This is a genomic window from Methanococcoides sp. DA23 (assembly GCF_057593895.1).
On record NZ_CM172520.1, the window covers coordinates 980,407 to 1,006,479 of the forward strand.

General features: G+C 43.5%; 27 protein-coding genes, 1 tRNA gene and 1 pseudogene. 24 read left to right on the forward strand and 5 right to left on the reverse strand.

Features of this window, described 5'->3' with window-relative positions:
• The first annotated feature begins 181 nt into the window (after positions 1-181).
• Positions 182-451 (forward strand): DUF504 domain-containing protein, encoded by a 270-nt coding sequence (locus AC20MK_RS04875; RefSeq protein ID WP_487356860.1) that lies wholly within the window; start codon positions 182-184, stop codon positions 449-451.
• Between the two features lie 190 nt (positions 452-641).
• On the opposite strand, the gene AC20MK_RS04880 is transcribed toward AC20MK_RS04875, so the two are convergent.
• A complete protein-coding gene (locus AC20MK_RS04880; protein WP_487357063.1) occupies positions 642-1,595 on the reverse strand; it encodes a cohesin domain-containing protein in 954 nt (317 codons plus the stop codon).
• A 351-nt stretch (positions 1,596-1,946) separates the two neighbouring features.
• Positions 1,947-2,031, reverse strand: a tRNA-Leu gene (locus tag AC20MK_RS04885).
• Positions 2,032-2,112: 81 nt separating this feature from the next.
• On the opposite strand from AC20MK_RS04885, the gene AC20MK_RS04890 reads away from it, so the two are divergent.
• Positions 2,113-2,859, forward strand: a complete 747-nt coding sequence (locus tag AC20MK_RS04890) for an MBL fold metallo-hydrolase (protein ID WP_487356861.1) — start codon at positions 2,113-2,115, stop codon at positions 2,857-2,859.
• Positions 2,860-2,910: 51 nt separating this feature from the next.
• On the opposite strand, the gene AC20MK_RS04895 is transcribed toward AC20MK_RS04890, so the two are convergent.
• Together AC20MK_RS04895 and AC20MK_RS04900 are read right to left on the reverse strand one after the other, a co-directional pair.
• Positions 2,911-3,555 carry a metallophosphoesterase gene (locus AC20MK_RS04895; RefSeq protein WP_487356862.1) on the reverse strand — a complete coding sequence of 215 codons (645 nt, stop codon included), beginning with the start codon at positions 3,553-3,555 and terminating at the stop codon, positions 2,911-2,913.
• Positions 3,556-3,577: 22 nt separating this feature from the next.
• The gene (locus tag AC20MK_RS04900) at positions 3,578-4,357 is read right to left on the reverse strand and encodes a TIGR00266 family protein (protein WP_487356863.1); all 780 of its coding nucleotides are present in this window, start codon (positions 4,355-4,357) and stop codon (positions 3,578-3,580) included.
• 332 nt (positions 4,358-4,689) lie between these two features.
• On the opposite strand from AC20MK_RS04900, the gene AC20MK_RS04905 reads away from it, so the two are divergent.
• The 15 genes and pseudogenes from AC20MK_RS04905 to AC20MK_RS04975 all read left to right on the forward strand — a co-directional run.
• Positions 4,690-4,815 (forward strand): hypothetical protein, encoded by a 126-nt coding sequence (locus tag AC20MK_RS04905; protein WP_487356864.1) that lies wholly within the window; start codon positions 4,690-4,692, stop codon positions 4,813-4,815.
• A gap of 51 nt (positions 4,816-4,866) precedes the next feature.
• Positions 4,867-5,190 carry an META domain-containing protein gene (locus tag AC20MK_RS04910; RefSeq protein ID WP_487356865.1) on the forward strand — a complete coding sequence of 108 codons (324 nt, stop codon included), beginning with the start codon at positions 4,867-4,869 and terminating at the stop codon, positions 5,188-5,190.
• Positions 5,191-5,539: 349 nt separating this feature from the next.
• The gene (locus AC20MK_RS04915; RefSeq protein ID WP_487356866.1) at positions 5,540-5,896 is read left to right on the forward strand and encodes an ATP-dependent zinc protease family protein; all 357 of its coding nucleotides are present in this window, start codon (positions 5,540-5,542) and stop codon (positions 5,894-5,896) included.
• A gap of 72 nt (positions 5,897-5,968) precedes the next feature.
• Entirely contained in the window at positions 5,969-6,874 is a 906-nt protein-coding gene (gene rimK, locus AC20MK_RS04920; RefSeq protein ID WP_487356867.1) for a 30S ribosomal protein S6--L-glutamate ligase, read from the forward strand.
• Between the two features lie 3 nt (positions 6,875-6,877).
• Complete coding sequence (locus tag AC20MK_RS04925) at positions 6,878-7,924, forward strand: succinylglutamate desuccinylase/aspartoacylase family protein (protein WP_487356868.1); 1,047 nt, start codon at positions 6,878-6,880, stop codon at positions 7,922-7,924.
• A gap of 181 nt (positions 7,925-8,105) precedes the next feature.
• Positions 8,106-9,131, forward strand: coding sequence for a DUF21 domain-containing protein (locus tag AC20MK_RS04930; protein WP_487356869.1), 1,026 nt, complete (start codon positions 8,106-8,108; stop codon positions 9,129-9,131).
• A 225-nt stretch (positions 9,132-9,356) separates the two neighbouring features.
• A complete protein-coding gene (gene trmY / locus AC20MK_RS04935) occupies positions 9,357-9,965 on the forward strand; it encodes a tRNA (pseudouridine(54)-N(1))-methyltransferase TrmY (protein ID WP_487357064.1) in 609 nt (202 codons plus the stop codon).
• A 23-nt stretch (positions 9,966-9,988) separates the two neighbouring features.
• Positions 9,989-11,281 (forward strand): tRNA pseudouridine(54/55) synthase Pus10, encoded by a 1,293-nt coding sequence (locus tag AC20MK_RS04940; RefSeq protein WP_487356870.1) that lies wholly within the window; start codon positions 9,989-9,991, stop codon positions 11,279-11,281.
• Between the two features lie 65 nt (positions 11,282-11,346).
• Complete coding sequence (locus AC20MK_RS04945) at positions 11,347-11,640, forward strand: 50S ribosomal protein L21e (protein WP_487356871.1); 294 nt, start codon at positions 11,347-11,349, stop codon at positions 11,638-11,640.
• Between the two features lie 150 nt (positions 11,641-11,790).
• Positions 11,791-12,144 (forward strand): RNA polymerase Rpb4 family protein, encoded by a 354-nt coding sequence (locus AC20MK_RS04950; RefSeq protein WP_487356872.1) that lies wholly within the window; start codon positions 11,791-11,793, stop codon positions 12,142-12,144.
• Between the two features lie 79 nt (positions 12,145-12,223).
• Entirely contained in the window at positions 12,224-12,820 is a 597-nt protein-coding gene (locus AC20MK_RS04955) for a DUF655 domain-containing protein (protein ID WP_487356873.1), read from the forward strand.
• Positions 12,821-12,838: 18 nt separating this feature from the next.
• Positions 12,839-13,651: a 16S rRNA (adenine(1518)-N(6)/adenine(1519)-N(6))-dimethyltransferase RsmA gene (gene rsmA / locus AC20MK_RS04960; protein WP_487356874.1), complete on the forward strand. Its 813-nt coding sequence runs from the start codon at positions 12,839-12,841 to the stop codon at positions 13,649-13,651.
• 4 nt (positions 13,652-13,655) lie between these two features.
• A complete protein-coding gene (locus tag AC20MK_RS04965) occupies positions 13,656-14,264 on the forward strand; it encodes a HemK2/MTQ2 family protein methyltransferase (RefSeq protein WP_487356875.1) in 609 nt (202 codons plus the stop codon).
• A 149-nt stretch (positions 14,265-14,413) separates the two neighbouring features.
• Entirely contained in the window at positions 14,414-16,339 is a 1,926-nt protein-coding gene (locus AC20MK_RS04970) for a hydantoinase/oxoprolinase N-terminal domain-containing protein (RefSeq protein WP_487356876.1), read from the forward strand.
• A 266-nt stretch (positions 16,340-16,605) separates the two neighbouring features.
• Positions 16,606-17,553 (forward strand): annotated as a pseudogene (locus tag AC20MK_RS04975) (hydantoinase/oxoprolinase N-terminal domain-containing protein); the annotation flags it as partial.
• A gap of 794 nt (positions 17,554-18,347) precedes the next feature.
• On the opposite strand, the gene AC20MK_RS04980 reads toward AC20MK_RS04975, so the two are convergent.
• Positions 18,348-18,518, reverse strand: a complete 171-nt coding sequence (locus tag AC20MK_RS04980) for a hypothetical protein (RefSeq protein ID WP_487357065.1) — start codon at positions 18,516-18,518, stop codon at positions 18,348-18,350.
• Positions 18,519-18,585: 67 nt separating this feature from the next.
• Between AC20MK_RS04980 and AC20MK_RS04985 the strand changes: the two genes are divergently transcribed.
• From AC20MK_RS04985 to AC20MK_RS05015, 7 genes are all read left to right on the forward strand, one after another.
• Positions 18,586-19,449, forward strand: coding sequence for a shikimate kinase (locus AC20MK_RS04985; RefSeq protein WP_487356877.1), 864 nt, complete (start codon positions 18,586-18,588; stop codon positions 19,447-19,449).
• 15 nt (positions 19,450-19,464) lie between these two features.
• Complete coding sequence (locus AC20MK_RS04990; RefSeq protein WP_487356878.1) at positions 19,465-19,752, forward strand: chorismate mutase; 288 nt, start codon at positions 19,465-19,467, stop codon at positions 19,750-19,752.
• 12 nt (positions 19,753-19,764) lie between these two features.
• Positions 19,765-20,154 carry a 5-(carboxyamino)imidazole ribonucleotide mutase gene (purE, locus tag AC20MK_RS04995; protein WP_487356879.1) on the forward strand — a complete coding sequence of 130 codons (390 nt, stop codon included), beginning with the start codon at positions 19,765-19,767 and terminating at the stop codon, positions 20,152-20,154.
• A 336-nt stretch (positions 20,155-20,490) separates the two neighbouring features.
• Complete coding sequence (gene lonB / locus AC20MK_RS05000) at positions 20,491-22,404, forward strand: ATP-dependent protease LonB (RefSeq protein ID WP_487356880.1); 1,914 nt, start codon at positions 20,491-20,493, stop codon at positions 22,402-22,404.
• Complete coding sequence (locus AC20MK_RS05005; protein ID WP_487356881.1) at positions 22,397-23,728, forward strand: TldD/PmbA family protein; 1,332 nt, start codon at positions 22,397-22,399, stop codon at positions 23,726-23,728. The genes lonB and AC20MK_RS05005 overlap by 8 nt, the downstream gene beginning before the upstream one ends.
• Position 23,729: 1 nt before the next feature.
• Positions 23,730-25,040: a TldD/PmbA family protein gene (locus AC20MK_RS05010; RefSeq protein WP_487356882.1), complete on the forward strand. Its 1,311-nt coding sequence runs from the start codon at positions 23,730-23,732 to the stop codon at positions 25,038-25,040.
• Between the two features lie 173 nt (positions 25,041-25,213).
• Positions 25,214-26,035 carry a response regulator gene (locus tag AC20MK_RS05015; protein ID WP_487356883.1) on the forward strand — a complete coding sequence of 274 codons (822 nt, stop codon included), beginning with the start codon at positions 25,214-25,216 and terminating at the stop codon, positions 26,033-26,035.
• Positions 26,036-26,073 lie beyond the last annotated feature (38 nt).

Here is a 26,073-nt window from a genome sequence, read left to right on the forward strand (position 1 = left end):
ACGTAGTGCATTATTGTTCTGTTCAATGGTTTGAAGTGATGGGGAAACAGTTTCAATAACTATTTATTTTAAAAGTATCTTAAATAATATTGAGGGGAACGGATGGGAATCCAATAGATCGTGGGGGTCTGTATTGGAATCTTTTTGCTATCTACATATTAGACCTTCTGGAAGGTATTTTATGGATGATGAAATAAGATCAAAACGTCCGAGGGACATATTCAATGAATTGAAATGGAAGGAAGGCATGGATATAAGCGAATGCAGCATAGAGTATATCCACAGGGGTGTGCCTGGAAATACTAAAACGGTTTCAGGAGAGGATATAGTAGATATTGGGCACTTATTCTTCACGCTTTTTCCAGATACCATGATCCCATATCATAGGATACTTAATATCAAGTACAAAGGGGAAAAGGTATACGTAAAGGCTGAACCAGACCATGTTTGATCTGTGAATTTTCCAGAACTGGTCCATTCACAAATACAACGTTCGCTAATTTCAGTTTTAGTTCGTATAAGAGCCATCATATGATAATTTGTATGTTGTAAATTCAAAAAAGAATCTGACTCAAATTCAAAAAGGTTTGGTGTCCGGATCGGACACCATTAAATTTCATCTTCATTCAGCGGCTTGTTGCTTATTTTGTTACTACGCTAACCATATCAACGAATGCATCTTCCCGCGAATTGCTCATCTTTCCCCTGAATTGGATCTTGAGGTTGTTTATGTCAGTTAGGTCAATGCTTTCTTCGTGCCAGATGTTTTCAGTGTCAACATTCCCTCTTAAAATTGCCTTTTCAGTCCAGGTAGTTCCTCCATCTGTGGACACATCAAATGCAAGGTATTCTCCGTTGTCGAGGCCACTTTCAATATACCAGGAGAAGGTGATTGTAGCGCTTGTTTTGCCATCCAGATCTATATCTTTGGAGGTTAATGCTGCATCAGTAGCTCGGCCATCGATTTCAGCAGAGAATCTGCCGTCTTTAGCCTGCTGAACTGAATCAAACCAGTCGCTTTGGCTGTCTTCAGTCCAGAGTCCGTTCCATTCACCCTGCTCAAAGCTATCAGAGAATACTTCCTTTGGCTCACTTGCCACAGGGACCTCGTTAATATTCAGAGTAGTATTTTTGATCACAAAATCTATGGGATTTCCTGATGGGTCACTTATGATAACGTTTTTCAGACCAATTGTTGATGTGCTTGTAGCCTGCTCTTTTACATTCATTATAATGCTTGCAAATGACTCAGGTTCTATGATGCTTGAAGGAGCCAGTATCAAACCGTAAACATTTGAAAGGATACCTGCATTGTTGTCTATGCTTCCGTCACTGAAAAATGTTGAAGCTCCATTCTGGCTTAAGAGCATGCCTTCAGATACACTGTCAATCTGTATTTTTGAGCTGTCAAAATCGAGATCGAACTGCAATCCCGCAATTGCAGTATCTGGTGTTACAAAAACATCTATTGTGAAGTTTTCACCGGGTATGGCGGACTGAGTTGATGGTTGAAGCGTTACGTCTACTGCAGCTGAATTGAAACAACTAAAAACAAGCAGAAGTAAAAATATAGTAGTTATTGTAATGATTTTAATAGGTACACCCTCTTTATTTTAAACGCTTGTAGATTTATATCCATATATAACCTTTTGAGTATTTGAATAATATAATATTCAGCTCTAAATAAAATGATTGTGGTACGTTTCAAATAGAGTGTTCATGAGAAAGTCAAAAAATCGATTGTATTTAATTAATTACGGCAAAAACGATTACTTGAAAATTAAGCCAAATAGTCCGATTTTCTCCAAACAATAGCATTATTGAAAGTTTACGGTGAACTTTCTGCTTAAACCACCAATAACTTTCTAATATTAGTGTTTTTTTAGGTATTGGATTCTATTTTTAGAGTTCGGTTTTTTACTGTTACCTATATCCATTAAATTAAGTGCGGGGGGAGGGATTCGAACCCTCGAAATCCTTCGATACCAGATCTTAAGTCTGGCGCCTTTGACCTAGCTGGGCGACCCCCGCATGAGAATTAGAACGGCTGCCTTACGCTTTTGGTCACCCCATAATTAAAGTTAAGTTACTTAAGCCTTATTCTACTGGAACATGAAGATAACATTTCTTGGAACAGGTGTGGCGATACCCCAGAAGGACAGGGTCCAGTCAGGTGTACTGATCGAGTTCGGGAAAAAGAAGGTACTTTTCGACTGCGGGGGTGGTATTCTTAATCGGATATTCGAAAGCGGGGTATTGCATACGGAGATCGACACAATTGTGCTTTCCCATCTGCACCTTGATCATGTGGCGGATGTCATGTGTCTGCTCAAGGCCAACTGGCTCTGCGAGAAGCTGGATGCGGTCATCTATGGTCCCGTTGGGACACAGGAATGGTTAGAGCGGCTCATGGATATCTATCCGTATATGATAGAGAAGGTCGATGTCGAGGTTCGGGAAGTTGCGGCAGGTGATGGATTTGAGCTTGCAGATGGGTGCAGTATCCAGTGTGGCAATGGGATACACAGCGTGCCTTCGCTTGGGTATCGGGTAGAATACGATGGTAAGGTCGTTGTCTATTCAGGGGATACTGAACCGTGTGATAGTATCATGGAGCTGGCACAAGGTGCCGATATGCTTATCCATGAATGTTCGTTCCCGCTTGATTTCCCTATGACCAATCACGCCACACCTGACATGCTGCGACCATATCTCGAAGGGTCCGGCATCTCAGGGGTGTATCTGACACATCTTTATCCCCACATGCAGGGGCACGAAGAGGAAGCTCTCACATATATAAAAGAAAAGTTCGAGGGGGAAGTGCATATTGCTTCCGACCTCATGACAGTTGAGCTCTGAAAACTAGTCCGGGAATGTGTTCTATTTCGAACTTTATGAGATGCCCTGTTTTTAGACCTCAATAAAGGACACACTCACATTATCCTGCTCAAGCTCGATGAGAGCCGCATATCCATCTGCTGCCATGCCGGGATTCACAAGGAACGTATCTCCTGATCGGGCAAATCCCCTTGCTTCGTGGATATGCGCACAGATCACCAGCTTTGAGCGGTCAATGAACTTGGCAATTGCTTCACTGCCCACATTGTCTCCGGAGATAGAGTCCAGAAGTCCTTTAGGGGGCGCATGTGACAACATTACTATATTGCCCTTACAATCCCTCTCACAGGCATTGAACATGGGCTCGAGGGCATCCTCGATCTCCTGTTCCTCAAGTTCGAACGGGGTATTGAATGGGGTTGGACTGGAACCTCCTATTCCTACGAAAGCGAACTCTCCTATTCTTTCGGTAGCCTTGTGCAAGTTCACTATTCCCGAATCATCGAGGACTTCGAGGATGTCCTTTTGATCGCAATTTCCGGGAACTGCAAAGACCGGCACATCAAAAACATCATTGAGTTTTTCAACTTCGCTGGAAGGGCCAAAGTTCGTAATATCTCCGCTTATGACCACTACATCGATCTCACCGGCTTTTTCTTTGATATCTTCCAGATGGGAAAAATTACCATGAATATCAGCAATTGCAAGTATTTTCATTTATTTCACCTCATGTAAAGCTTTAGAAGTTCCTGTCGCCACCGAGAATGCCACCCAGTGAACTTTCACCTATGCCGGAAATACCGCCTTTTTCGCCTCTGTTCGAACCAATGGGTCCGATGGCTGCTGCTATCCTGTCAGCAAGGCGTGAGAACGGCAGGCTCTGAAGATATACCGTACCTGGTCCTGAGACCGTTGCCAGAACGACACCTTCGCCACCAAAGAGTGCATTCTTGAAACCACCTACGAACTGTATGTCGTAGTTAACGCTCTCTGAGAAGGCCACCAGACAACCTGTATCTACCCTAAGTGTTTCTCCCGGGGCAAGGTCTTTCTTGATTATCGTTCCGCCTGCATGTACAAATGCAAGACCGTTGCCTTTGAGTCTCTGGAGGATGAAACCTTCTCCACCGAAAAGGCCTGCACCTATCTTCTTCGAGAATGCGATCGTAATATCTACACCGTCAGCGGCACAGAGGAATGAATCTTTCTGGCAGAGGAAACTGCCACCTTCTGATGCAAGGTCTATGGGTATGATCTTTCCGGGATATGGTGCTCCAAAGGCAACTGTTCCCTTGCTTTTTCCGTTCTGGGTAAAAGAAGTTATAAAAAAGCTCTCTCCTGAGAATGCACGCTTCAGACCTTTAAGTAACCCTCCGCCTGTGGATGTTTCCATTTTGATGCCATCTCCCATGAACATCATTGCACCTGCTTCAGCCCTTACGGTCTCACCCTGGTCAAGCTCTATCTCAACAAGCTGCATTTCATTCCCGTGGATCTTATAATCAATATCATCTGCCATTTTTATTACTCCTCTATGGGACAGTGTCCTCAATACGGAAAGTCCCACATGCAGAAATATTGCATTTGACAGCACATAAACGTATTGTAGGTATCATACAAGTGTTACAGTTCAGGCATACCGAAATTTAGTGATATTTTTTCAAATTCATAAGATATCGATGGATGGAAATTTGCTATTAATATGGATATACACTTTTCATAGGTTCCCAATAATAATCGGATCGATTTCAATAACAGTGCCGGAAGACTTCAAACTGAACTGTAGCTTAAATAACCTATAAATAGTAACTTGATGTATTTACATTTAGAGAACCAGGAGGTTATCATATCATGAATACACAAAAATTATTATCCATTCTCATTATCTTTGCCGTACTCACCTGTACCTTTATAGCAGTGGGTTGTACTGAAATTGATAATGAGAACGACATTATTGAGGTTGACCAGGGTGAATGAACTGTTGTATCCATTGACGAGATCATCGACATCGAATGGCAATGGTCAGGATTGACCGAAACACTTCCATCCAGCCAGTCCGTAGTTCCTGATAAGGAAAACTACACACTTACATTGAAACCGGATGGAACATACTCCATTAAAGCAGACTGCAACATTGGAAGTGGTGGCTATACTCTGGAAGGAGATGAGCTCACCTTAGCACCAGGTCCAATAACGCTCGCATACTGTGGCCCCGACTCACTGGATAGCCAATATCTTTCCCTGTTGAGCAATGTAACGACCGTCTCAATGGAAAATGATCAGCTTGTTCTCGGTATCGGGGAGAACGGCGATAGGATGCTTTTTGTTAAAGGGGAAGTAGTCGGGCAGTGAAAACCTGTTCCGACTATATTTTTTGAATTTAGGAATGAAGGGCACATAGTTCTTTTCATCCCACCAAATTTAATTTATACTATAAAGTTATTTTTCAATTTTAAGTTCTTACTACTTATAAAAAAGTGGATATATATGATAGAATGATACTTGGTGTTGTACTGAATTGTGTGCGACATTGAGACTTTCATCTCTCACTTATGCAAAATGAACAGGTTTTTTTCATTGTGAATAAATTTTCATAGAAATTTTTATTTATAAATCGATCAAAACCAAGATCATCTACTTTGAAGAGTCCTATGAATAAAGAAGATCAGAAATTGATACTTGGCTGGAGGGATGGGTTGCTTTGCCTGATCTGGGCATACATGCCATCAAAGCCAAGGTGGATACCGGAGCCAAGACATCAGCACTACATGCTTTTAATGTAGAGGTTTTCAGGGAAAATGGTGTTGAAATGGTTAGATTTATGGTCCATCCAATACAAAGAGATCAGGATTTCCAGAGAGAATGCATAACACCTCTAAAGAACCGACGCCAGGTAACTGATTCTGGTGGTCACAAGGAGACTCGTTATGTTATCGAAACAGATGTCGTGATCGCATCTGAACGATATCCAATTGAATTAACACTTACAGACCGTGATACAATGCGTTTCAGGATGTTATTGGGTCGTAGCGCAATGAAAAATAGAACAATAGTATGATCCAGGTGCATCATACATAAATGGAAAACTTGATGCAAACTCACTATACGGTCTGAAACATGAGGTTAACAAATGAAAATTGCTTTATTATCAAGAAATAGAAAGCTGTACTCATCTCGTCGCTTAATTGAAGCAGCCGAAGAAAGAGGGCATGAAGTTCAAGTAATAGACGTATTGAGAGCTTACATGAACATTACTTCTCACAAGCCTTCAATTCACTATAAAGGCGAGGAGCTTGATGGTTTTGATGTGGTCATTCCTCGCATTGGTGCATCTGTGACATTCTATGGTGCTTCTGTCTTGCGACAATTTGAAATGATGGGTGTTTTCCCTTTGAACGAATCGGTTGCAATTACCCGTTCCCGGGACAAACTTCGCTCTTTACAGTTACTTTCCCGCAAGGGCATAGGTATGCCTGTGACAGGATATGCAAGCAAGCCTGATGACATTAAAGATGTGATCAAGATGGTCGGTGGCGCTCCCCTTGTTGTTAAACTCCTTGAGGGTACGCAGGGTATTGGTGTAGTACTGGCTGAAACACAAAAGGCTGCAGAAAGTGTGATAGAAGGGTTCATGGGCGTAAAAGCAAACATTCTTGTCCAGGAATACATCAAGGAAGCGAATGGGGCTGATATTCGTTGTTTTGTTATCGGCGGTAAAGTGGTGGCATCCATGAAAAGGCAGGCACCAAAAGGCGAATTCCGGTCGAACCTGCACAGGGGAGGCTCTGCAGAGGTCATCAGGATCACACCTGAAGAACGCTCGACAGCTGTACGTGCTGCAAAGATAATGGGGCTCAATGTTGCAGGTGTTGATCTTTTACGCTCCAATCACGGACCTGTGGTAATGGAAGTTAACTCAAGCCCTGGCCTGGATGGGATCGAAAAAGCGACCGGGAAGGATGTTGCAGGTATGATCATTGAATATATTGAGAAGACCAGTAAAGCCGGTAAGACAAAAACTCGTGGAAAAGGCTGATCTATGCAATCTCCCATTACTATCGCAGGCATAACCATCCAGCCGGGAACAAGGAGATCTATAGAAGTACCTATTCCCAGCTTTTATACCCATACATCAGCATCAATGCCAGTTCATATTGTACATGGAAGCAAACCAGGACCTTGCCTGCTCATCTGTGCTGCGATCCATGGGGATGAGATCAATGGGGTGGAGATCATTCGCCGCGTCCTTGCACATAAAACGATCAATAACCTAAAAGGTACACTTATTGCCATTCCACTTGTAAATGTGTTCGGTTTTGTCTCACAGTCCCGCTATTTGCCCGACAGACGTGATCTGAACCGATCATTCCCTGGTTCAAAAACAGGGTCGATGGCATCCCGTTTGGCAAACATCCTGATGACGGAGATAATAAGCCATTGCACTCATGTGATAGATCTTCATACAGGAGCTGTTGCCCGGGAAAATCTACCTCAGATCCGCGCCTGTTTGAGAGGGGATGCCGAAACAGAAGCTATTGCCCGTGCTTTTAGTGTGCCGGTCATAATAAATTCTGAACTGCGCGATGGTTCATTACGTGAAGCAGTCCGTGAGCATAATATCCCAGTCCTATTGTATGAAGCAGGTGAAGCACTGCGATTTAATGAAGTTGCTATTCGGGCAGGCGTAAGGGGTGTCCTTGGGGTCATGTCGCATTTAGGCATGAGATTAAAAAGCAGAAAGAAAAAAGAGTACGATACCCTTATTTCCAGTTCGACACAATGGGTTCGAGCTCCGGAAAGCGGAATATTGCGTTCAATTGTTCCTTTGGGCACTCTGGTTCAAAAAGATGATATATTGGCCTATGTAAATGATCCATTAGGTGAGTGTGAAACGAAAGTACTGAGCTCAGCATTTGGTATAGTCATTGGAAAAACGAACTTACCACTTGTACATGAAGGTGAAGCTATATTCAATATAGCCAAATTTTCGGAGGCAGAGGAGGTCTTCAATCACATCGAAACCGATCAGGATGAACTTGACCCTCTGACTGATGAGATAAGAAGCAAGGAACATCCCTTGGTATAATGCTTTGAATGTAGTACTAAGTATGGTCAAAATTATAGTTTAAAATCGGTCAGCAAACACAATTATCCAACATGATCATCTACTGGGGCATTAAAGATCCCATTTACGTAGAAATAGTTTTATTTTGTGCCCCCGTATTATTGTTTAACAATTTGTCTTACTTTGAGTGGGTCAATAAATCATGAATGATATCATCATCTGGATACTTATCGCTCTTTGTCTGGTCCAATCCGGAATATTTTCTGGTTTGACAATTGGCCTTTTTGGCCTGAGCCGTCTAAGGCTTGAGATCGAAGCCGAATCTAACAACATCGATGCACAGAAGGTCTTAAAACTAAGGCATAATCCGCATTTGCTACTTTCGACCTTATTGTGGGGTAATGTGTGTGTCAATGTACTGCTTACTCTTTTAACGGATTCTGTTATGGTCGGTAGCTCTGCGTTCATATTCTCGACAGTGTTCATCACCTGCTTTGGAGAGATAATGCCTCAGGCATATTTCACAAGAAATGCCCTAAAGATGGGTGCTTCCTTAACACCTCTTGTAAAATTGTACATAATGCTGTTGTATCCTGTTACAAAACCTTCTGCAATGGTCCTTGACAGATGGCTTGGTAAAGAGAAAATTGATTATTTCAAAGAAACATCCCTGAGGATAATGCTTCATAAACATATAAAGTCAGATGCAAGCGATATTGATAAAATGGAAGGACTTGGCGCTATTAATTTCCTGTCACTGGATGATCTTAACATCAAACAGGAAGGTTCGCTTATAGTCGAGAAGACCATAATAGAACTTGATACAATTAACAACCTGCCGGTCTTTCCTGAAGTCGGAACTTCGGATTTTGAGATATTGCTTCATAAGATCGCATTTCCAGCTAAAAAATGGATAATAGTGGTCGATAAGAACAGGTATCCGGTTGTAGCGATAGATTCTACCTCTTTCATAAGGGATGCTATTTACAAAAAAAATGATTTCCATCCACAAAGATATTGCCATATTCCTCTGATCGTAAAGAGTCCTAATGTAAAGATCGGGGATGTAATTCACAAACTGAAGGTTTATCCTGTAGACTCTGAAGATGATGTTATAGATAATGACCTGATACTTTACTGGAATGACAATGATCCTGAAAAAAGAGTCATAACAGGTTCTGACATACTCGGTCGCCTTTTCAGAGGTATCGTTTACAGGGTAAGATGAATTCCCTCCCTTTTTTTTGTTGACCCTGCTGAAAGCTTTCAATCCATGTTAATTGTCAGCATGCAATCTTGATCAGAGTAGATATGTTTTTATTCTATATTCTTTATTATCAACCATTCCACAGTACAAATTAACTAAATGAAAAAGGCTTTGTGTTATCCAAGGGTGCATTTAATCTAATAACACATGGTAATCACCAAAAAACAAGATAGGATACTGAAGAAAATGCGAGATTTTGTGATAATTGCTCATAAGGCTTTGACAACAGGTGACTTTTCCCTGAATGACCTCCCTGGTTCAGCAGGACGCATGGATATCCTTTGCAGGTGCATCAATTCATGCCTGTTCCTTTCACATGATCTTAGGCGGGATGTTCAGGTACATCTGGTACTTCTTGGAGAACCGGAGCCTGGAAAGATCATACGTTTTGACAGTGAGCATGTCCGATATCTCAATCCGGATGAAAGGAGTGCCGGCTCACTTATCAAGAAGGCATTACAGAAGACTGCCGGAGAATATGAGACACGCTCAACACCGGGTGTGTTCATCAGAAGCGGTACCCTTGAGACATTGCTTCATGAGTTCAAAGAGGAAGGACGCAGGCTCATTTATCTTCATGAAGATGGCGAGGATATCCGCGAGCTTTCCGACCTTACGAACAATGCTGTTTTCATTCTTGGCGACCATATGGGAGTTACCGAAGAGGAAGAGCATTTAATAGAAGAACATGGAGCTAAGACCATATCTCTTGGTCCGATACCGCTACATGCAGACCATTGTATCATACTTATCAATAACGAGATAGACCGGAATTTGTCAGGTAGATCCCAGTAAAACAGGAAGAAGGAAGTGATCAGTTGAACGTGCTCGATATTGCAAAAAAGATCGTCCGTGAAGGACCGATATGTGACCATTGTATGGGAAGACAGTTCGCAAAACTCTCTACCGGACTTACCAATGACAAAAGAGGGAGTGCTATCAAGCTTGCCCTTGCTATGGAAGGGGACCGCATTAACAAGGACGAAGGCGACAAGGAGGTCCTAGAGGACCTGAGCGCTTCAAGTGTCAATGCACGCAAATCCCTCAGACTTAAAGGCGAGGACGAAAAATGCTGGGTTTGTCTTGGTCTTTTCGAAAAGCTTGACACATGGGCAGAAAGAGCAGAGACTGCATTGAAGGAATATGAGTATTCCACTTTCCTTGTGGGGACAAAGATGAGCGGTCTTTTGAGCGAGAACGAGGAGATCATCTGGACCGAATCAGGGACCACCTATGCGGAACAGTTCAAATCCGAGATGAACCGTGAGGTCGGCAAGCTCATTGCAGAAAGGACCGGCAAAGAGGTCGAACTCGAAAATCCGGACATTCTTGTAACTCTAGATCTTGCCGAAGAGAAAGTTCATCTGCAGGTACGTTCGGTCTATATTCTCGGAAGGTACCGGAAAATGGTGCGTACCATCCCACAGACGCGCTGGCCATGCAGAGCATGCAGAGGAAGGGGCTGTGAGACCTGTAATTTCACCGGAAAGCAATATCCTGAGTCCGTTGACGAACTTATCAAGGACCCTGTCGTGGAAGCCCTTAAGTCAAAGGACACGAAGTTCCATGGGGCAGGACGTGAGGATATCGATGCTCTGATGCTTGGATCAGGTAGACCATTCGTGGTCGAAGCGGTTGAACCTATGCTGCGCACATGCGATCTTGCAAAGGTTGAAAAAGAGATCAATGAGCGTGCAGGTGGGAAGATCGAGGTAGAAGGGTTAACATTCACTCCAAAGAGTACTGTTGAGAACCTTAAGACCGTAAAGGCGGATAAAGTTTATAAACTTAAAGTTACATTCAAAGAGCAAATTCCAGAGGATAAACTCAGGGCTGCAATCAATGAGCTTATTGGTGCGCAGATCCAACAGAGAACACCACAGCGTGTCTCACACAGAAGGGCCGATCTGGTTCGTAAGCGAACTGTTCACGACATGAAGCTTAACGAATTAACAGATGACTACGCAATGATCGAAGTTCATTGTGAAGGTGGCCTGTATGTAAAGGAACTGATATCCAGTGACGAAGGAAGGACCATACCAAGCCTTACAGGGCTTATCGGTTCGCAGGCCTTTGTTACAGAGCTGGATGTTGTCGGGGTCGACATATAAGTCGCCTATATATCATATTTATCAAATACAGGTCTATAAACGACCTGAAATAACGGAGGAAAACAATGCCAACATCACACGGTGAACGTAGCTGTACTAGGTACAAATTGAAGAAGACAGTAAGGGAACGAGGACTCTCTCCTATAAGCAAGGCAATTCAGGATTTCGAAGACGGCCAGATGGTCCACATCGATATCGATCCAAGCGTGCAGAAGGGAATGCCAAACCCAAAGTTCCAGGGCAAGACCGGTAAGGTACTTGGAAAGCGCGGTAGGGCTTATCTTTTACAGGTAACAGATGGAAACTCTAAGAAAGAGGTCATCTCCCTGTCACAGCACTTGAAACCACAGAAATACTAAATTCAACATCCAGGCTAGTAATAGCCTGGGCGTGACCTTTTATTGTCGATAGTTATATCTGTGCGGAAGTCCATCTGACAGATAGCATCTGCTATTATTTTAGCAGGTACAAAAACGTTAAACATATCTAATTCCAAAGAGTGTATTTTAATGATAGTCAAACACATTCAGAGTGAAGAATTATTGACCGTTCCTGAGGTCAAGGAAATACTTAACAACATAATGGAAGAGCGTGTGGCACGTGAAGAAGAGCTTGGATATGAACTTCGCAAAGCTATCAATCATGCGGACATGTTTGCAAAGATGGATGCAAGCCGATCCAGAGAACTTGTTAACAAGCTCCTTGAGATGGAGAAGATGAAGCCTGAGATCGCAATACACATTGCTGATATTGCACCTCTGACAAGAGATGAGCTCAGGACAGTCTATGCAAAAGAAAGATTCACGTTGACCGAAGAAGAGCTGGACGCGATATTGGCTCTTGTGCTCGAGGCAATGGAATAAATTTATATCTCATACTTTACTTTTTTTAGTGGAAACAGTAAGTTTTCAACATTAATCCATAACATACTGGAGGATATCTATGAGAAAGAGGGGCACGCCGCCTGAGAAAGAGGAGTACGCATGGGTTCTTGACTACCTTCCGTACGGAAGTAATACTGACAAACGTCCAGCATATCAAAAGAAACCTCTCGTACAGGCAATTGGTGACAAACACTTCGTTCTTATGGAACTGGTTCCTAAGGAAGGAGCAAGTCCTGAGATCCAATCCAAGGTCTATGTCGGCGATGGGGATCGGGATGTCATTGATCACGTTAAACACAGGATCCACTTTGATGATCTGAGCCATGGAGCACAGCTCGAGCTACCTTTTGTTCTTGAGATCTGTGTCAAAGACCAGGAAGAGAAATTCGTTAAATTCTTCAACGATGCACATCCAATAACAACAAGGCTGCACATGCTTGAGCTTTTGCCAGGTATCGGAAAGAAGCTGATGTGGGCTATAATCGATGAACGTAAGAAAGGTGAGTTCAAGGATCTGCAGGATCTCCATGATCGTGTCGGTGGAGTGCACATTCCGCAAAAGATCATCGTAAACCGCATACTTGAAGAGCTTAAGGATGATAACATCAAATACAGGCTCTTTACAACAGCAATGCAGCAGCAGAAGCGTGACTGATAATAAGGTGTCATTGACTTGGTACGAAAAATATTACAAAAATATGGCATCCGTGGTGGATGCCATGATCAACATTTTTTGATCGATGAACGATCACTTGATTCCATTGTAGATCAAGCGGAGCTTTCTGAAAAGGATGTCGTACTGGAGATCGGTGGGGGCATTGGAAATCTTACTGAACGCCTTCTTGAAAAAGCGGGTAAGGTCTATGTCATTGAACTTGATCCTGCACTTGTGCATGTCCTCAAAGACCGCTTTTCTGATAATGAGAAATTAGAGATAATCCCTGGTGATGTCCTAAAAGTAGATCTTCCAAAATTCAATAAGGTTGTTGCAAATCTTCCCTATTCTATATCATCTCCTATAACTTTCAAGCTCTTTAAGCACGAGTTCGAATTGGGGATACTGATGTATCAGTACGAATTTGCACAGCGTATGGTGGCTAAAGCAAATACTGAAGACTATAGCAGACTTTCAGTGAACACGCATTATTTTGCCGATGCAGATATTATCATGAAGATACCTCCATCTGCATTCTCACCGCCTCCGGAAGTCTGGTCCGCCGTTGTGAAGGTAGTTCCAAGGCCGTCTTCTTTCCACGTTGAAAACCCTCAATTCTTCCTTGATCTGGTAACGGCAGTATTCCTCCAGCGGAGGAAAAAGCTCAGGAATGCCATTATAAAAGGCAATCATCTGTTAAATGTTCCAAATATCAAGCAGATCGTAGCCGAACTACCTGAAGAGTTCATGTCCAGGAGAGCCGAAAACCTTGAACCGCACGAACTGGCGGAGATCGCTAACCAGATCTTCAAAATGAAAGCTACTTCCTAAGAGCATGGTCACAATAAAATATAGGGATGCAGACATCGAACTCGATGAGAATGTCTACGATCCTGCCGAAGATTCATACTTGCTTGCAGATGTTGCAATAGATGTGGCACGGGTCGGAATGAGCGTACTCGAGGTCGGTGCAGGCACCGGTTTTGTCTCGGCGGTCCTTCAAACCAATGTGGATATAGACCTCGTCGCCACTGAAATAAGTCCTTTTGCAGCCGAATGCGCCAAACGCAATGGTGTCGGGGTCATCAGGGCAGACATGTTCGGATGTTTCGGATCAGGGGCAAAGTTCGATCTCATTCTTTTTAATCCTCCATATCTTCCTACAGCAGAAGATGAAAAGATCCCTGGATGGCTGAACTATGCCTTCGACGGTGGTATCGACGGTCGCGAAGCAGTTAACCGATTCCTTGAAGAAGTGACTCCATACTTAAGTGATGAAGGAATTGTCCTTATATTGATATCGTCCCTTACCGGCATGGATGAAGTAAAAATGCGTATGAAGAAGCAGGGACTGGAAGTCGAGATCTGTAACATTGACCGGGATTGTTTTTTTGAAGAACTTATGGTCCTAAAAGGTACTTTAAAAGCTTCAGAGAAGCTTTAAACTTAGCGAATAGGTTTTGCATAAACATCACACAACTCTTATATAGAAGCCCTGCTCATTTATCTTAGGAAGAAGGAAATACATAATTGACCTTTCTATCTGATCTATGAATTACGATTCTTAAGAGTTGCAACAAAGGAGTGATAAAAATGCAATACAGCATGGGCATTGATGCCGGTGGTACATATACTGACTCGGTTATAATCAGGGACTCTGACGGTGAAATAGTTGATTCAAATAAAGCACTTACTACCTACCCCGACCTTCTTGAAGGTATAAAGAACTCCCTTGACGGTCTCGACCAGTCATATCTGGGAGATGTCAAACTCGTCTCCGTATCAACTACTCTCTCGACCAACACTATCCTTGAAAGCACCGGATATCCTGTTGCACTTATCATGGCAGGTGATTATCTAATCCCTGAGACTCACTCAATAAATAACTATTTTATTGTTGAAGGTGGTCACGGTCCGAATGGTGAAGAAACAAGGCCACTGGACATTGATGGTGTCAAAGACTATGTCCTTCAGAACAAAGACAAGGTATCAGCCTTTGCAGTCTCATCCTATTTTAGTATCCGTAATCCTGATCATGAACTTCAGATAAAGGAAATGATAAAGGACCTCACAGGTCTTCCTGTAGTTTGCGGACATGAACTATCTCAGGACCTGGGTGCTTATAATCGTGGAATAACAGCATACCTCAATGCCCAGCTCATCCCCATAACAGACCACTTTATCGAGACAATTATCAATGAGCTGGGGAGAAGGCAGATAGAAGCAAGGGTCCTTATGCTCAAATGTGATGGTTCCGTTGTGGGAATCGATGAAGCTAAGGAAAAACCTATTGAATCCATCTTTTCCGGACCTGCTGCAAGTCTTGTAGGTGCAGCTTATCTGAGTGATTCGAAAACCTGTGCCGTGATCGATGTAGGTGGCACGAGCACAGATGTTTCAATGATAAGCAACGAACTTCCTGAACTCTGTGATGAGGGTGCCATAGTTGGAGGCTGGCAGACGAAGGTCAAGGCGATCCGCATGGAGACATCGGCCATGGGTGGTGACAGCCATATATGGATAAAGAACCAGCGTCCGAACATCGGTCCAAGAAGGGTAATTCCTTTGTGTGTTGCTGCTTCAAAATACCCCGAGCTCATCGATAAGCTGAAAATGGCAAGGATACCCTCAAGGATGCTCTTAAGTGAAAATATCCAGCCTACTAAATACTTTATCCGTTCAGGAAGGGAACCGCAGAACGAACTAAGTCCTTCTGAAAAAGAGATATTTGACAAAATTGAGGACACACCGATATCCATCAATGAGATTTTCATAGACAGACTTCCATCACCGGTATTTCTTGATATATTGATACAAAAGCGACTCATACAGGGGATCGGATTCACACCAACCGATGCACTGCACGTTCTTGGTGACTATACAGAATGGAATTCTGAAGCTTCCAATATTGCTGCCAAGACACTTGGGAGAATGACCCATCAAGGCAAAATAGAATTTTGCCAGACGGTAAAGAAGGAAGTCTCAAAGAACATGGTCATCTACCTGATGTCCTATCTGCTTGAAAATGTCCATCCTGATGAGATAAGGAAGGTCATTGAAGGAAATTATCACACAAAGTTCAAGCTCGATGTCCCAGTAGTGCTTCTGGGAGGGCCTGTAAGGGCATATGTGGATGATGTCAGAGAGATCATCGATGCTGAGATCGTCTTGCCGGAACATTCCGAGGTCGGAAATGCTGTGGGTGCTCTTGTGGGCAAGGGTATCAAGCGCATAGAGATCCTTATCAAGAACGTAAGGAAGAGGACCAAAGCGAACATAACGATGTTCGCACCAGGTGAGAGAAAGGTCTTCATGACCCATCCTGAAGCCCTCGAATATGCCGATGCTCTGGGTAGGAAACTTGTACTCAGTTACATGGGTGAAGCAGGGCTTAATGCAGGCGATGTACGTATTGAAGTTACGAGGAATGACATTTCCATGCATGGTGACAGCTTGCCAATCGAGACGAAGCTCGTCTTTGTGGGTATCGGCACTCCGAAAAGAGAGGTCAATATCTAATTTTAAGACCGGACATTTAGTATTTGTTCGTTCTCATGGGATGCAGGACCTTTGGACCTGGATGATGCATTGGCTATAAATGTCCAATGCACTTCCTGCATTGCAGAACAAAATCCTAATGTTCATATACATCTACTTTAATCCTAAAGGCATACTAAGCATTCATGACGGCTATTTCATAAAAAAGCCATCATAACATCATCGTTCAATAGAATTGGATATCAACTATCCAGAATATCAAAATTTACTCATAAAGGAAGTTTATCATGAAATATAGCCTTGGTATTGATGCAGGAGGAACTTATACAGATGCCGTTCTTATCAACGATGAGGACGGAAGCGTAGTCGGAGTCAAAAAAGCACGTACGACCTATCCGGACCTGCTTGTGGGGATACAGAATGCACTCGACGGGGTCGATCAGGAAATATTGCAACAGGTAAATCTCGTTTCAGTTTCCACAACCCTTGCAACAAATACCATTCTTGAAAAAACCGGTTATCCCGTAGGCCTGATACTTGTTGGCAATGCTGACATCCCTAAAAATTCCGCCATAAAATATTCAATTTCAGTAGATGGCGGCCACAGTTCCGGCGGAAATGAGACTGCAGAACTCGATATTGCTTCAGTGAAGGAGTTCGTTGAAAGTGTAAGAGCGAAGGTCTCTGCTTTTGCAGTATCCTCATATTTCAGTGTAAGGAATCCGGAACATGAGCTAAAGGTAAAAGAGGTCATCACAGAGCTCACCGGAATGCCTGTCATTTGCGGTCACGAGCTTTCCCAATCACTCGGTGCTTATGATAGGGGGATCACTGCATTCCTGAACGCGCAGTTACTTCCTATCACCAACCAGTTCATGAACACCGTTGTCTCTGAAATAGAACGTCGTGGTATCGATGCCAAGATCATGATGCTAAAATGTGATGGTTCCATTGTGGGTATGTCGGAAGCTCTCAAACACCCGATCGAGTCTATTTTCACTGGACCTGCTGCAAGTCTTCTTGGTGCTGCCTATCTATCGAAGGAGCAGAGCTGTGTTGTCATAGATGTGGGTGGTACCAGTACTGATGTTTCATTGATCGTTGACGGCTTACCACAGATATCCGATACAGGTGCTGTTGTCGGTGGATGGCAGACCAAGGTCGAAGCCATAAAAATGGAAACTTCGGCAATGGGTGGCGACAGCCATGTCTGGGTGCGTAATCATGTGATAAGCATAGGGCCAAGAAGGGTGGTCCCGCTTTGTGTTGCTGCTTCAACGCATCCGCAGATCATAAAGAAGTTAAAGCATGGACAATCCATTACACGCAATCAGCTTGGAGAAAACCTTCAGCCTACCAAGTTCTTCATCAGAACAGAACAGAAACCTATTGAGCTCACACAGAGGGAAGAAGAACTTCTTAACAGGATCGGTAATGAGCCTGTCCATGTGGCTGACATATATTGGGAAAGCAGGAAAATGCCTTCTCCTATGCTTCTTGACAGTCTCATTCAGAAGAGGCTTGTCCAGGCCATAGGATTCACTCCAACCGATGCATTACATGCTCTTGGGATCTATGATGAATGGAGTACTGAAGCAGCTATTCTGGGTGCCGAGCAGATGTGCATCTTCGCTGACATGGAAGTGAAGGACCTGTGTATGGATGTCAAGAAGAAGGTTGCAAAGAACATGGCCTTGAACCTGCTTTCCTACTTGATGGAAAACGTAGCTCCTGCTGAAATTGAAAAAGGTCTTGATGGTGATTATCTCGCAGGCTTCAAGACAGATGTGCCTGTGGTGTTGCTTGGTGGCCCTGTCCGTGCATATACTGAAGATATCAAGAAGTTCGTTGATGCGAATATCCTTCTACCTGAGTATGCAGAGGTCGGTAATGCTGTGGGTGCGCTTGCAGGAAAAGGTGTGAAGAGGATCGAGATCCTTATCAGGGTCACATTCGGTGAATCGAAATATAATCTGAAACCTACTTCGATAAGCGTATTTTCGCCACAGGGCAAGCACGAGATGCAAAACTATGATGAAGCTGTCCAATTTGCGGAAAAGCATGGTAATGATATTGTCATGCAGTACATGAAAGATGCCCAGCTTGATGACGGGGACATAAAGATCGAGGTAAGCAAGAGGGTGATCAATCCGATGAACACTGGTATCCCTCTGGAAACAAGATATGCATTTTTGGGCATTGCTGAACTTAAAAGGTAAGTCAATTCTTAAATATCAAATTCCCATATATACTACCGGGAATTTGATATGATACTTACAGGACAAGCTTATGCACTAGGTGCCGGAACGGTCATAAACGCCATCGCTACCTGGAAAGGGGCGGCCTTTGGAGTTGACCTGAAAACATTTGCTGATGTTGAACTGACAAAGGGGAGTTCTTCTTTTATCGGCACTATTGAGGGTGTGCCTCAGGGGGACACTACGCTTATTGAAAGGTCCATGGAGCTTGTCCTCGAGCACTTTGGTATTGAAATGGGTGGAACCGTTGTTACAAGGAGCGAAGTACCCCTTGCAAGCGGCTTGAAAAGCAGCAGTGCTGCTGCCAATGCTACTATTCTGGCCACGCTGGATGCCCTTGGTGAGACCCTTGAACCGATGGATGCGGTTAAAATGGGCGTGAGGGCTGCAAAGGATGCCGGTGTTACTATAACCGGGGCCTTTGATGATGCATGTGCCTCATTCTTTGGTGGGATCGTTGTGACGGACAACCGGACGAACGAGCTGGTCAAACGCACTGAAAAGGAGATGGATGTGGTCATCTTTGCACCGGACAGGCAGTCATTCAGTTCACAGACGAATGTGCATAATTCTGAACTGCTGGCTCCCTGGGTGGATATGGCATATGATCTCGCACTTGATGGGGAATATGAAAAGGCCATGACGCTTAACGGTTTCCTTTATTGCGGTGCTCTTGGTTTTAGCACTGATATCATGATGGAAGCATTGAAATGCGGAGTTAAGGGGGTCAGTTTATCCGGGACCGGCCCTGCATATTCTGCTCTTGTTGAGCGGAAGATGGCGGGTACTCTGAAGAAAGTATGGGAAGATCTTGGAACGAGCGGAAAAGTGATAAATACCAAGATTAATAATGATGGATTAACTAAACCTTAATTTGCAGTGGAAACCATGACCGCAATAGAAGAAGTCCGCAATAAGATCGAACAGATCGACTACGAGATCATAAAACTTATAGAAGAGCGTATCGATTGTGCGACTGATGTTCTTGATATAAAAAAGAAAGAGCATATGTCCATCAATGATGGCACGCAGAACCATGTGGTACTCGAAAGGGCCACAAATGCAGCAACCGAAAGGAACCTTGATTCCGGTGCAGTGAAAGAAATATTCGAGATCCTTATCAGAATGAGCATTGAGCGCCAACATGAGCTTAGTGGAGAAGGAAATCTTCCCTGAAGGAGATAAAAAATGGTAGATATTTCAATATTAATGGGATCTGAATCTGATCATGCAATAGCGACCCGAGTCACGTCTGTACTTGAGGATACCGATTACTCCTTTGAAGTGGAAGTGATCTCAGCACACCGTGACCCTGAAAAACTTGAAGAATATATTGCTAAGAGCGATGCAAATGTCTTCATTGCGATCGCAGGCCTTTCTGCAGCACTTCCTGGTGTCATTGCCTCTAAGACCATGAAACCTGTTATTGGTGTGCCTGTCAGTGCAAAACTTGGCGGGCTTGATGCACTCTTATCCATCGTTCAGATGCCACCTGGAGTTCCTGTAGCAAGCGTAGGTATCGATAACGGTGCCAATGCTGCAAAACTTGCTATAAGGATACTGGATCTTCTTAAATGAAATGAATGTGGTGGAAAATGAAATAGCTTTTTCCATCCATTTCAAACTGACTTTTTTTCTTTATGGGCCCTAATGTTTAGGTGGTCTCCCCATATTATCCAATAACTACGTTTGATCTCTTCTTTATTAACAAATTCCTATGCAATTCCGATATGTATCTTTTCATTAATATATATGTTTAAAGTAATGAATAGCATGTATCGGGTACCCAAAAAGAGTTAAATATATTTAGTTGAATGCCTCTAGTATAGTATTAAATAAAATTCTCTAAAATATCACTCTATATCATAATTCATGTAAAGACTTCATATCATACTGTTTAAATGTGAGTAAACCATGGAAGACGAAATGACTGCTACGGAAGAAACCGAACTTTTCGGTGATGATTTTAACACTACAAGTTCAATAGATGTACCTGAACTTATGATAGATCAGGTCATCGGGCAGGAGCATGCTGTCGAAGTTGTGAAAAAGGCAGCCAGCCAGAGACGCCATGTCATGATGATAGGCACCCCAGGTACCGGTAAATCAATGCTTGCAAAAGCAATGGCCGAACTTTTACCAAAGGAAGAGCTTGAAGATATAATGACATACCCCAATCTGGAGGATAACAACAACCCAAAGATAAGGGAAGTACCTGCCGGAAAGGGAAGGGAGATCGTCCTGGCCCACAAGATGGAGGCTCGCAAAAAGGCTCAGTCACGTAATATGATGATGATGTTCCTTGTGTTAGGCATCGTCATGTACTCGTTCTACGTAGGCCAGTTGCTTTGGGGTATCATCGCCGCTATCATGATACTTATGCTGACGCGCCAGTTCATGCCAAAAGAAGAGCTCATGATACCAAAGCTCATTGTTTCCAATTATCAGAAGGATCAGGCTCCATACATCGATGCGACCGGAACACACGCAGGTGCACTTCTCGGTGATGTAAGGCACGACCCGTTCCAGTCAGGTGGTCTTGAAACACCTGCACATGACAGGGTTGAGAGCGGTGACATTCACAAATCCCATAAGGGAGTTCTCTTCATCGATGAGATCAATACCCTGAAACTTGAATCCCAGCAGAGCCTTCTAACCGCATTGCAGGAGAAGGAGTATGCTATCACCGGGCAGTCTGAACGCAGTTCAGGTGCTCTGGTAAAGACCGAACCTGTGCCATGTGATTTTATCATGATAGCAGCAGGTAATCTTGATGCAGTGGAGAAAATGCATCCTGCACTTCGCTCACGTATAAAGGGATATGGATATGAGGTGTTCATGCGTGATTCCATGGAAGACACACTTGAGAACCGTAAGTCACTCGTTCGCTTTGTGGCACAGGAGGTCGTACGTGATGGCCACATCCCACCATTTGATAAGAGTGCAGTGAACGAGGTTATCAGGGAATCTAGAAGAAGGGCAGGCAGGAAAGGTCATCTTACTCTGAAGTTCCGTGACCTTGGTGGCCTTGTAAGGGTAGCTGGGGACATTGCCCATTCCGAGAATGCAGAGATCACTACTGCAACACATGTTCTCGCAGCAAAGAAGATAGCACGTTCCATCGAACAGCAGCTTGCAGACAGTTATCTCGAAAGGCGTAAGGATTACCAGCTTTTTGGCAAGCTGGGCGCTGCTGTTGGACGGGTCAATGGTCTTGCTGTCATGGGTGGTGATTCCGGTATCGTCCTTCCTATCATGGCTGAAGTGACACCAACACAATCTTCCGCCGGAGGGCATGTGATCGCAACAGGTATGTTGAAGGATATTGCAAAGGAAGCTGTCCAGAACGTATCAGCTGTTATCAAGAAAGTGACTGGTGAGGACATTTCCAACCATGATATCCACATACAGTTCATAGGAACATACGAAGGTGTGGAGGGTGACAGTGCATCGATATCCATTGCAACTGCCGTTATATCTGCACTGGAGAACATTCCTATCGACCAGACCGTTGCTATGACAGGTTCACTATCTGTAAGGGGAGATGTACTCCCTATCGGTGGGGCTACCTACAAGATAGAGGCAGCAGCTCAGGCAGGTATCAAGAAAGTGATCATACCCAAGTCCAATGAGGCGGATGTTCTTATCGAGGATTACTACAAGGACAAGGTCGAGATAATCCCAGTTACAACAATAGCAGAGGTCATCGAACACAGTCTTGTGGGTGAGGATAAAGCCGGCATTGTTGAAAAGCTCAAGAACATGAGCAACAAAAAGATCGATCTTGCAGTAAGGGGCAAGAAGGTCGCAGGTAGTGACGATGTCTGAAGTTGGGTTTTACGATGTCAGAATGATCGATGCAACATCCACATCGATCATTCTTGACAATGGCAATATCGAGGAGATCTCGGTCAATTACAGCAAAGGGTGTGGTGCTCGTGCCTTATGTGGTGGGTCATGGGGTTTTACTACCGCAGAAGGCGAGTTCGATCTGAAAGCGGCAATTGATTCCGCTTCAGAGCTTGCATCACAGATGAATAGTATCTCTCCAAAGGATGAAGTACATCTTAAGCCCGTGGAAAAGCCTGCTATAAAGAACATACCCACTGCAAAGATCGATCCCGCAGATGTTCCTATAGAGGAAAAGGTACAGTTATTGAAGGACATTGAAGACCATGCAAAGATGGATGGTGTCAGCAGTACTTCAGCAGTATATTCCGAAGCTTCCGTAAAGGTTCATTACATCAGTTCCGAAGGTGTGGATTGTGAATACAGTCTTATCCGAACCGGATTTGCCATAAGCGCTGTTGCTACTGAGAATGGTTCGTATCAGGTTGGAAGGGAAAGTCGTTTTGGTGTATGTGGTTTTGAACTTTTTGAACAGAACGATGCTCTTGCCCTTGCAAGGTCTGCCGGAGAGACAGCAGTTGAGCTGCTTGGTGCAGAACAGGCAAAGGGAGGCACATTACCGGTCATACTTGACCCCGAACTTGCAGGTGTGTTCGCACATGAGGCAGTAGGTCATGCATCTGAGGCAGATCTTGTGCTCGAAGGAAGTTCCATTCTCGCAGACCGTTTGGGTGAACAGATAGCATCCCCTTTGGTCAATATCATTGATGATCCTACATTACATGAATATGGATACTATCCCTTTGATTCCGAAGGTGTCATGGCTTCAAAGACCACAATAATAAAGGAGGGGGTACTCAATTCATATTTGCACTCAAGGGAAACTGCACAGGTCCTTGGTGGAACTCCGGGAAACAGTAGAGCCCAGGGTTATTCTGACCCTGTCGTTAGAATGAGCAATACTTACATTGATAATGGCGATTCGAATTTTGATGAGATGCTTGAGGAAATTGGCAATGGGATGTACTTAAAAGGCTCAAGAGGCGGTCAGGTGAATACTGGAGAGGGTATCTTCCAGTTCAATGCCGAGAAAGGTTATCTTATTGAGAATGGGGAAGTCACAAGTTTGCTCCGCGATGTATCCCTTTCAGGCAAGACACTTGAGATATTGAACAATGTTACATTGGTCGGTAATGATCTCAAGATGCACTCTGGAAGATGTGGTAAGAGCGGTCAGCTTGCACCGGTATCTGATGGTTCTCCACATATATCCATTTCAAAGGCATTGGTAGGAGGAGTCTGATATGTTCGAACATGCACAGAAAGCTATTGAGCTTGCTGAAAAACTGGGTGCTGATGAAGCAGAGGTATATGTTTCCTATAATCACTCAATTTCCGCAGATATCAGGAAGAATACCATCGAATCGGCAAAAGAGAATGTCAGCCAGGGTATTGGCATCCGTTCCATAATCAACGGTGCGGTTGGTTTTGCAAGTACGAACAACGTGAGTCGTATCGAGGATGTAGTGAACATCTCTGTTTCCTCTGCAAAAGTGAGGGAAAGTGATCCGGAATGGACATCACTTCCATCGAATGCGAAATATCCTGAGGTCTCAGGTACATACGATAAAAGAATAAGTGAGATCGGACTGGACGAGTGTATAGGTCTTACAGGAAAGATGATCGAGGGTGCACTATCGGTACCTGATGTCAATACTACATCTGGAAGCTTTTCAACATCATTCAATAAGCACCTCATCATGAATACAAATGGTGTGGAGATCATTGATGAAGGTACCGGGGTTTCCGGTTTTGTGGATGTCATCACTACTAAAGGGGATATCTCAACAGCTTATGATTTTGAAGTTTCGAGATCACTTGATATCGATGTTTTTGGCATAGGTGCAAGTGCTTCAAGTCTTGCCATCAGGTCACAGGAAGGCATTTCCATAGAGCCGAAGAAGACGAACGTCATTCTGCATCCGTTTGCGTTCTCCGATATTTTTGAGAACACATTCGAACCATCCATAGATGCGGATAATATGCAAAAAGAACGCTCTTCACTCATAGGCAAGAAAGGAGAGATTATTGCTACACCGGACCTGAACATCATTGATGATGGATTGTTTGAGGGTGGAATCGAGACCTCCATATCCGATGAAGAAGGAACACCATCTCAGAGGACACTGATAATTGAAAATGGTATATTCAAGTCGTTCCTCTATGATAATTACACAGCAGGAAAAGACAATACCTCCAGCACAGGAAACGGCATGAGGCATTCTTATGTATCGTCTCCTTCGGTAGGTCCCAGAAACATGATCGTGGAATATCCTTCAAGTGATGTGATCGCAGATACCGATGAGGGTGTGTTCATTAATACGGTCATCGGGGCACATACGGCAAATGCAATTTCTGGGGATTTCTCGGTCGAGGCCAGAAATGCATTTACTATCAAGGATGGGCAGCTCGATAAACCGATAAAGTCCCTGATGTTATCGGGCAATATCTTCGAAATGCTGAACAAGATCACGGGTGCAGGCAGTGATGTCCGCAAAGTGGGTGGGACTGTAGTGCCATCTTTGAGAATCTCGGAGATGAGCATTGTAGGCTGAAATAGGTGATCAAAGAAAAAATCAACTACTATAGGAATTATTATATATCACTCATTGCAATAATAAAGTGATATCTTTAATTTCATCTACCCAGTAATTTATATACTTTGGTAGGAACAATATGACCAATATTGAAGTAACAAGACCAGATGTTCTGCTCTTTAGGTGGTAATATGGCTGAGAATGACAGAATAAAAATACTCGTAGTCGACGATGAACCCGATAATGTCGAATTACTTACTGCATATCTATCGTACGACTATGATATAGTTCCAGCATACAGTGGAAACGAAGCTCTTCAAATACTGGCTGATTCAGAGCAGGTCTATCCTGATCTTGTTTTGATGGATATCATGTTAAAGGATGGTATGGATGGGGTGGAAGCTGCTAATCAGGTCCATCTAAAATATGACATACCTGTAGTCTATATCACAGCTTATGCTGATGATAGTATCATGCAAAGGGCAAAGTTAACTGAGCCTTTTGGATACATACTCAAACCATTTGAGGAAAGTGAGCTTCGCACGAACATAGAGATCGCACTTTATAAGCATAAGATGGAAAGTAAGCTTAAAGAAAGCCAGAAATGGCTTACTGCTATCTTGAACAACACTGGAGATGCTATGATCGCAACTGATAAAGATGGCTTGATAAAATTCATCAATCCTTTTGCAGAAGCTCTTCTCGGCAGTAAACAGATAGATGTCCTTGGCAAACCGCTTAATGATGTTTTCTGTGTCGAAAGTGAAGAACCCGGTGCTACTGTAGATGATCCTGTGGAGAAGGTGATCCGCGAAGGTATGTTCTATGGACTTGCAAATCAGACCCTCCTTGTTACAAAGGATGATACAAGAGTTCCTGTTGATATTATAGGATCTCCGATAAAAGGAGAGAATAATAACGTTATGGGAATACTGATAACTTTCTGTGATATTTCTGATAGAAAGCGCATCGAGAACCTTATTTATTCAAAAGCTTCGGAATCAGGTTTCTAAACTCAATTCTAAAAAAGATGTTGGGTGGGATTTCTTTC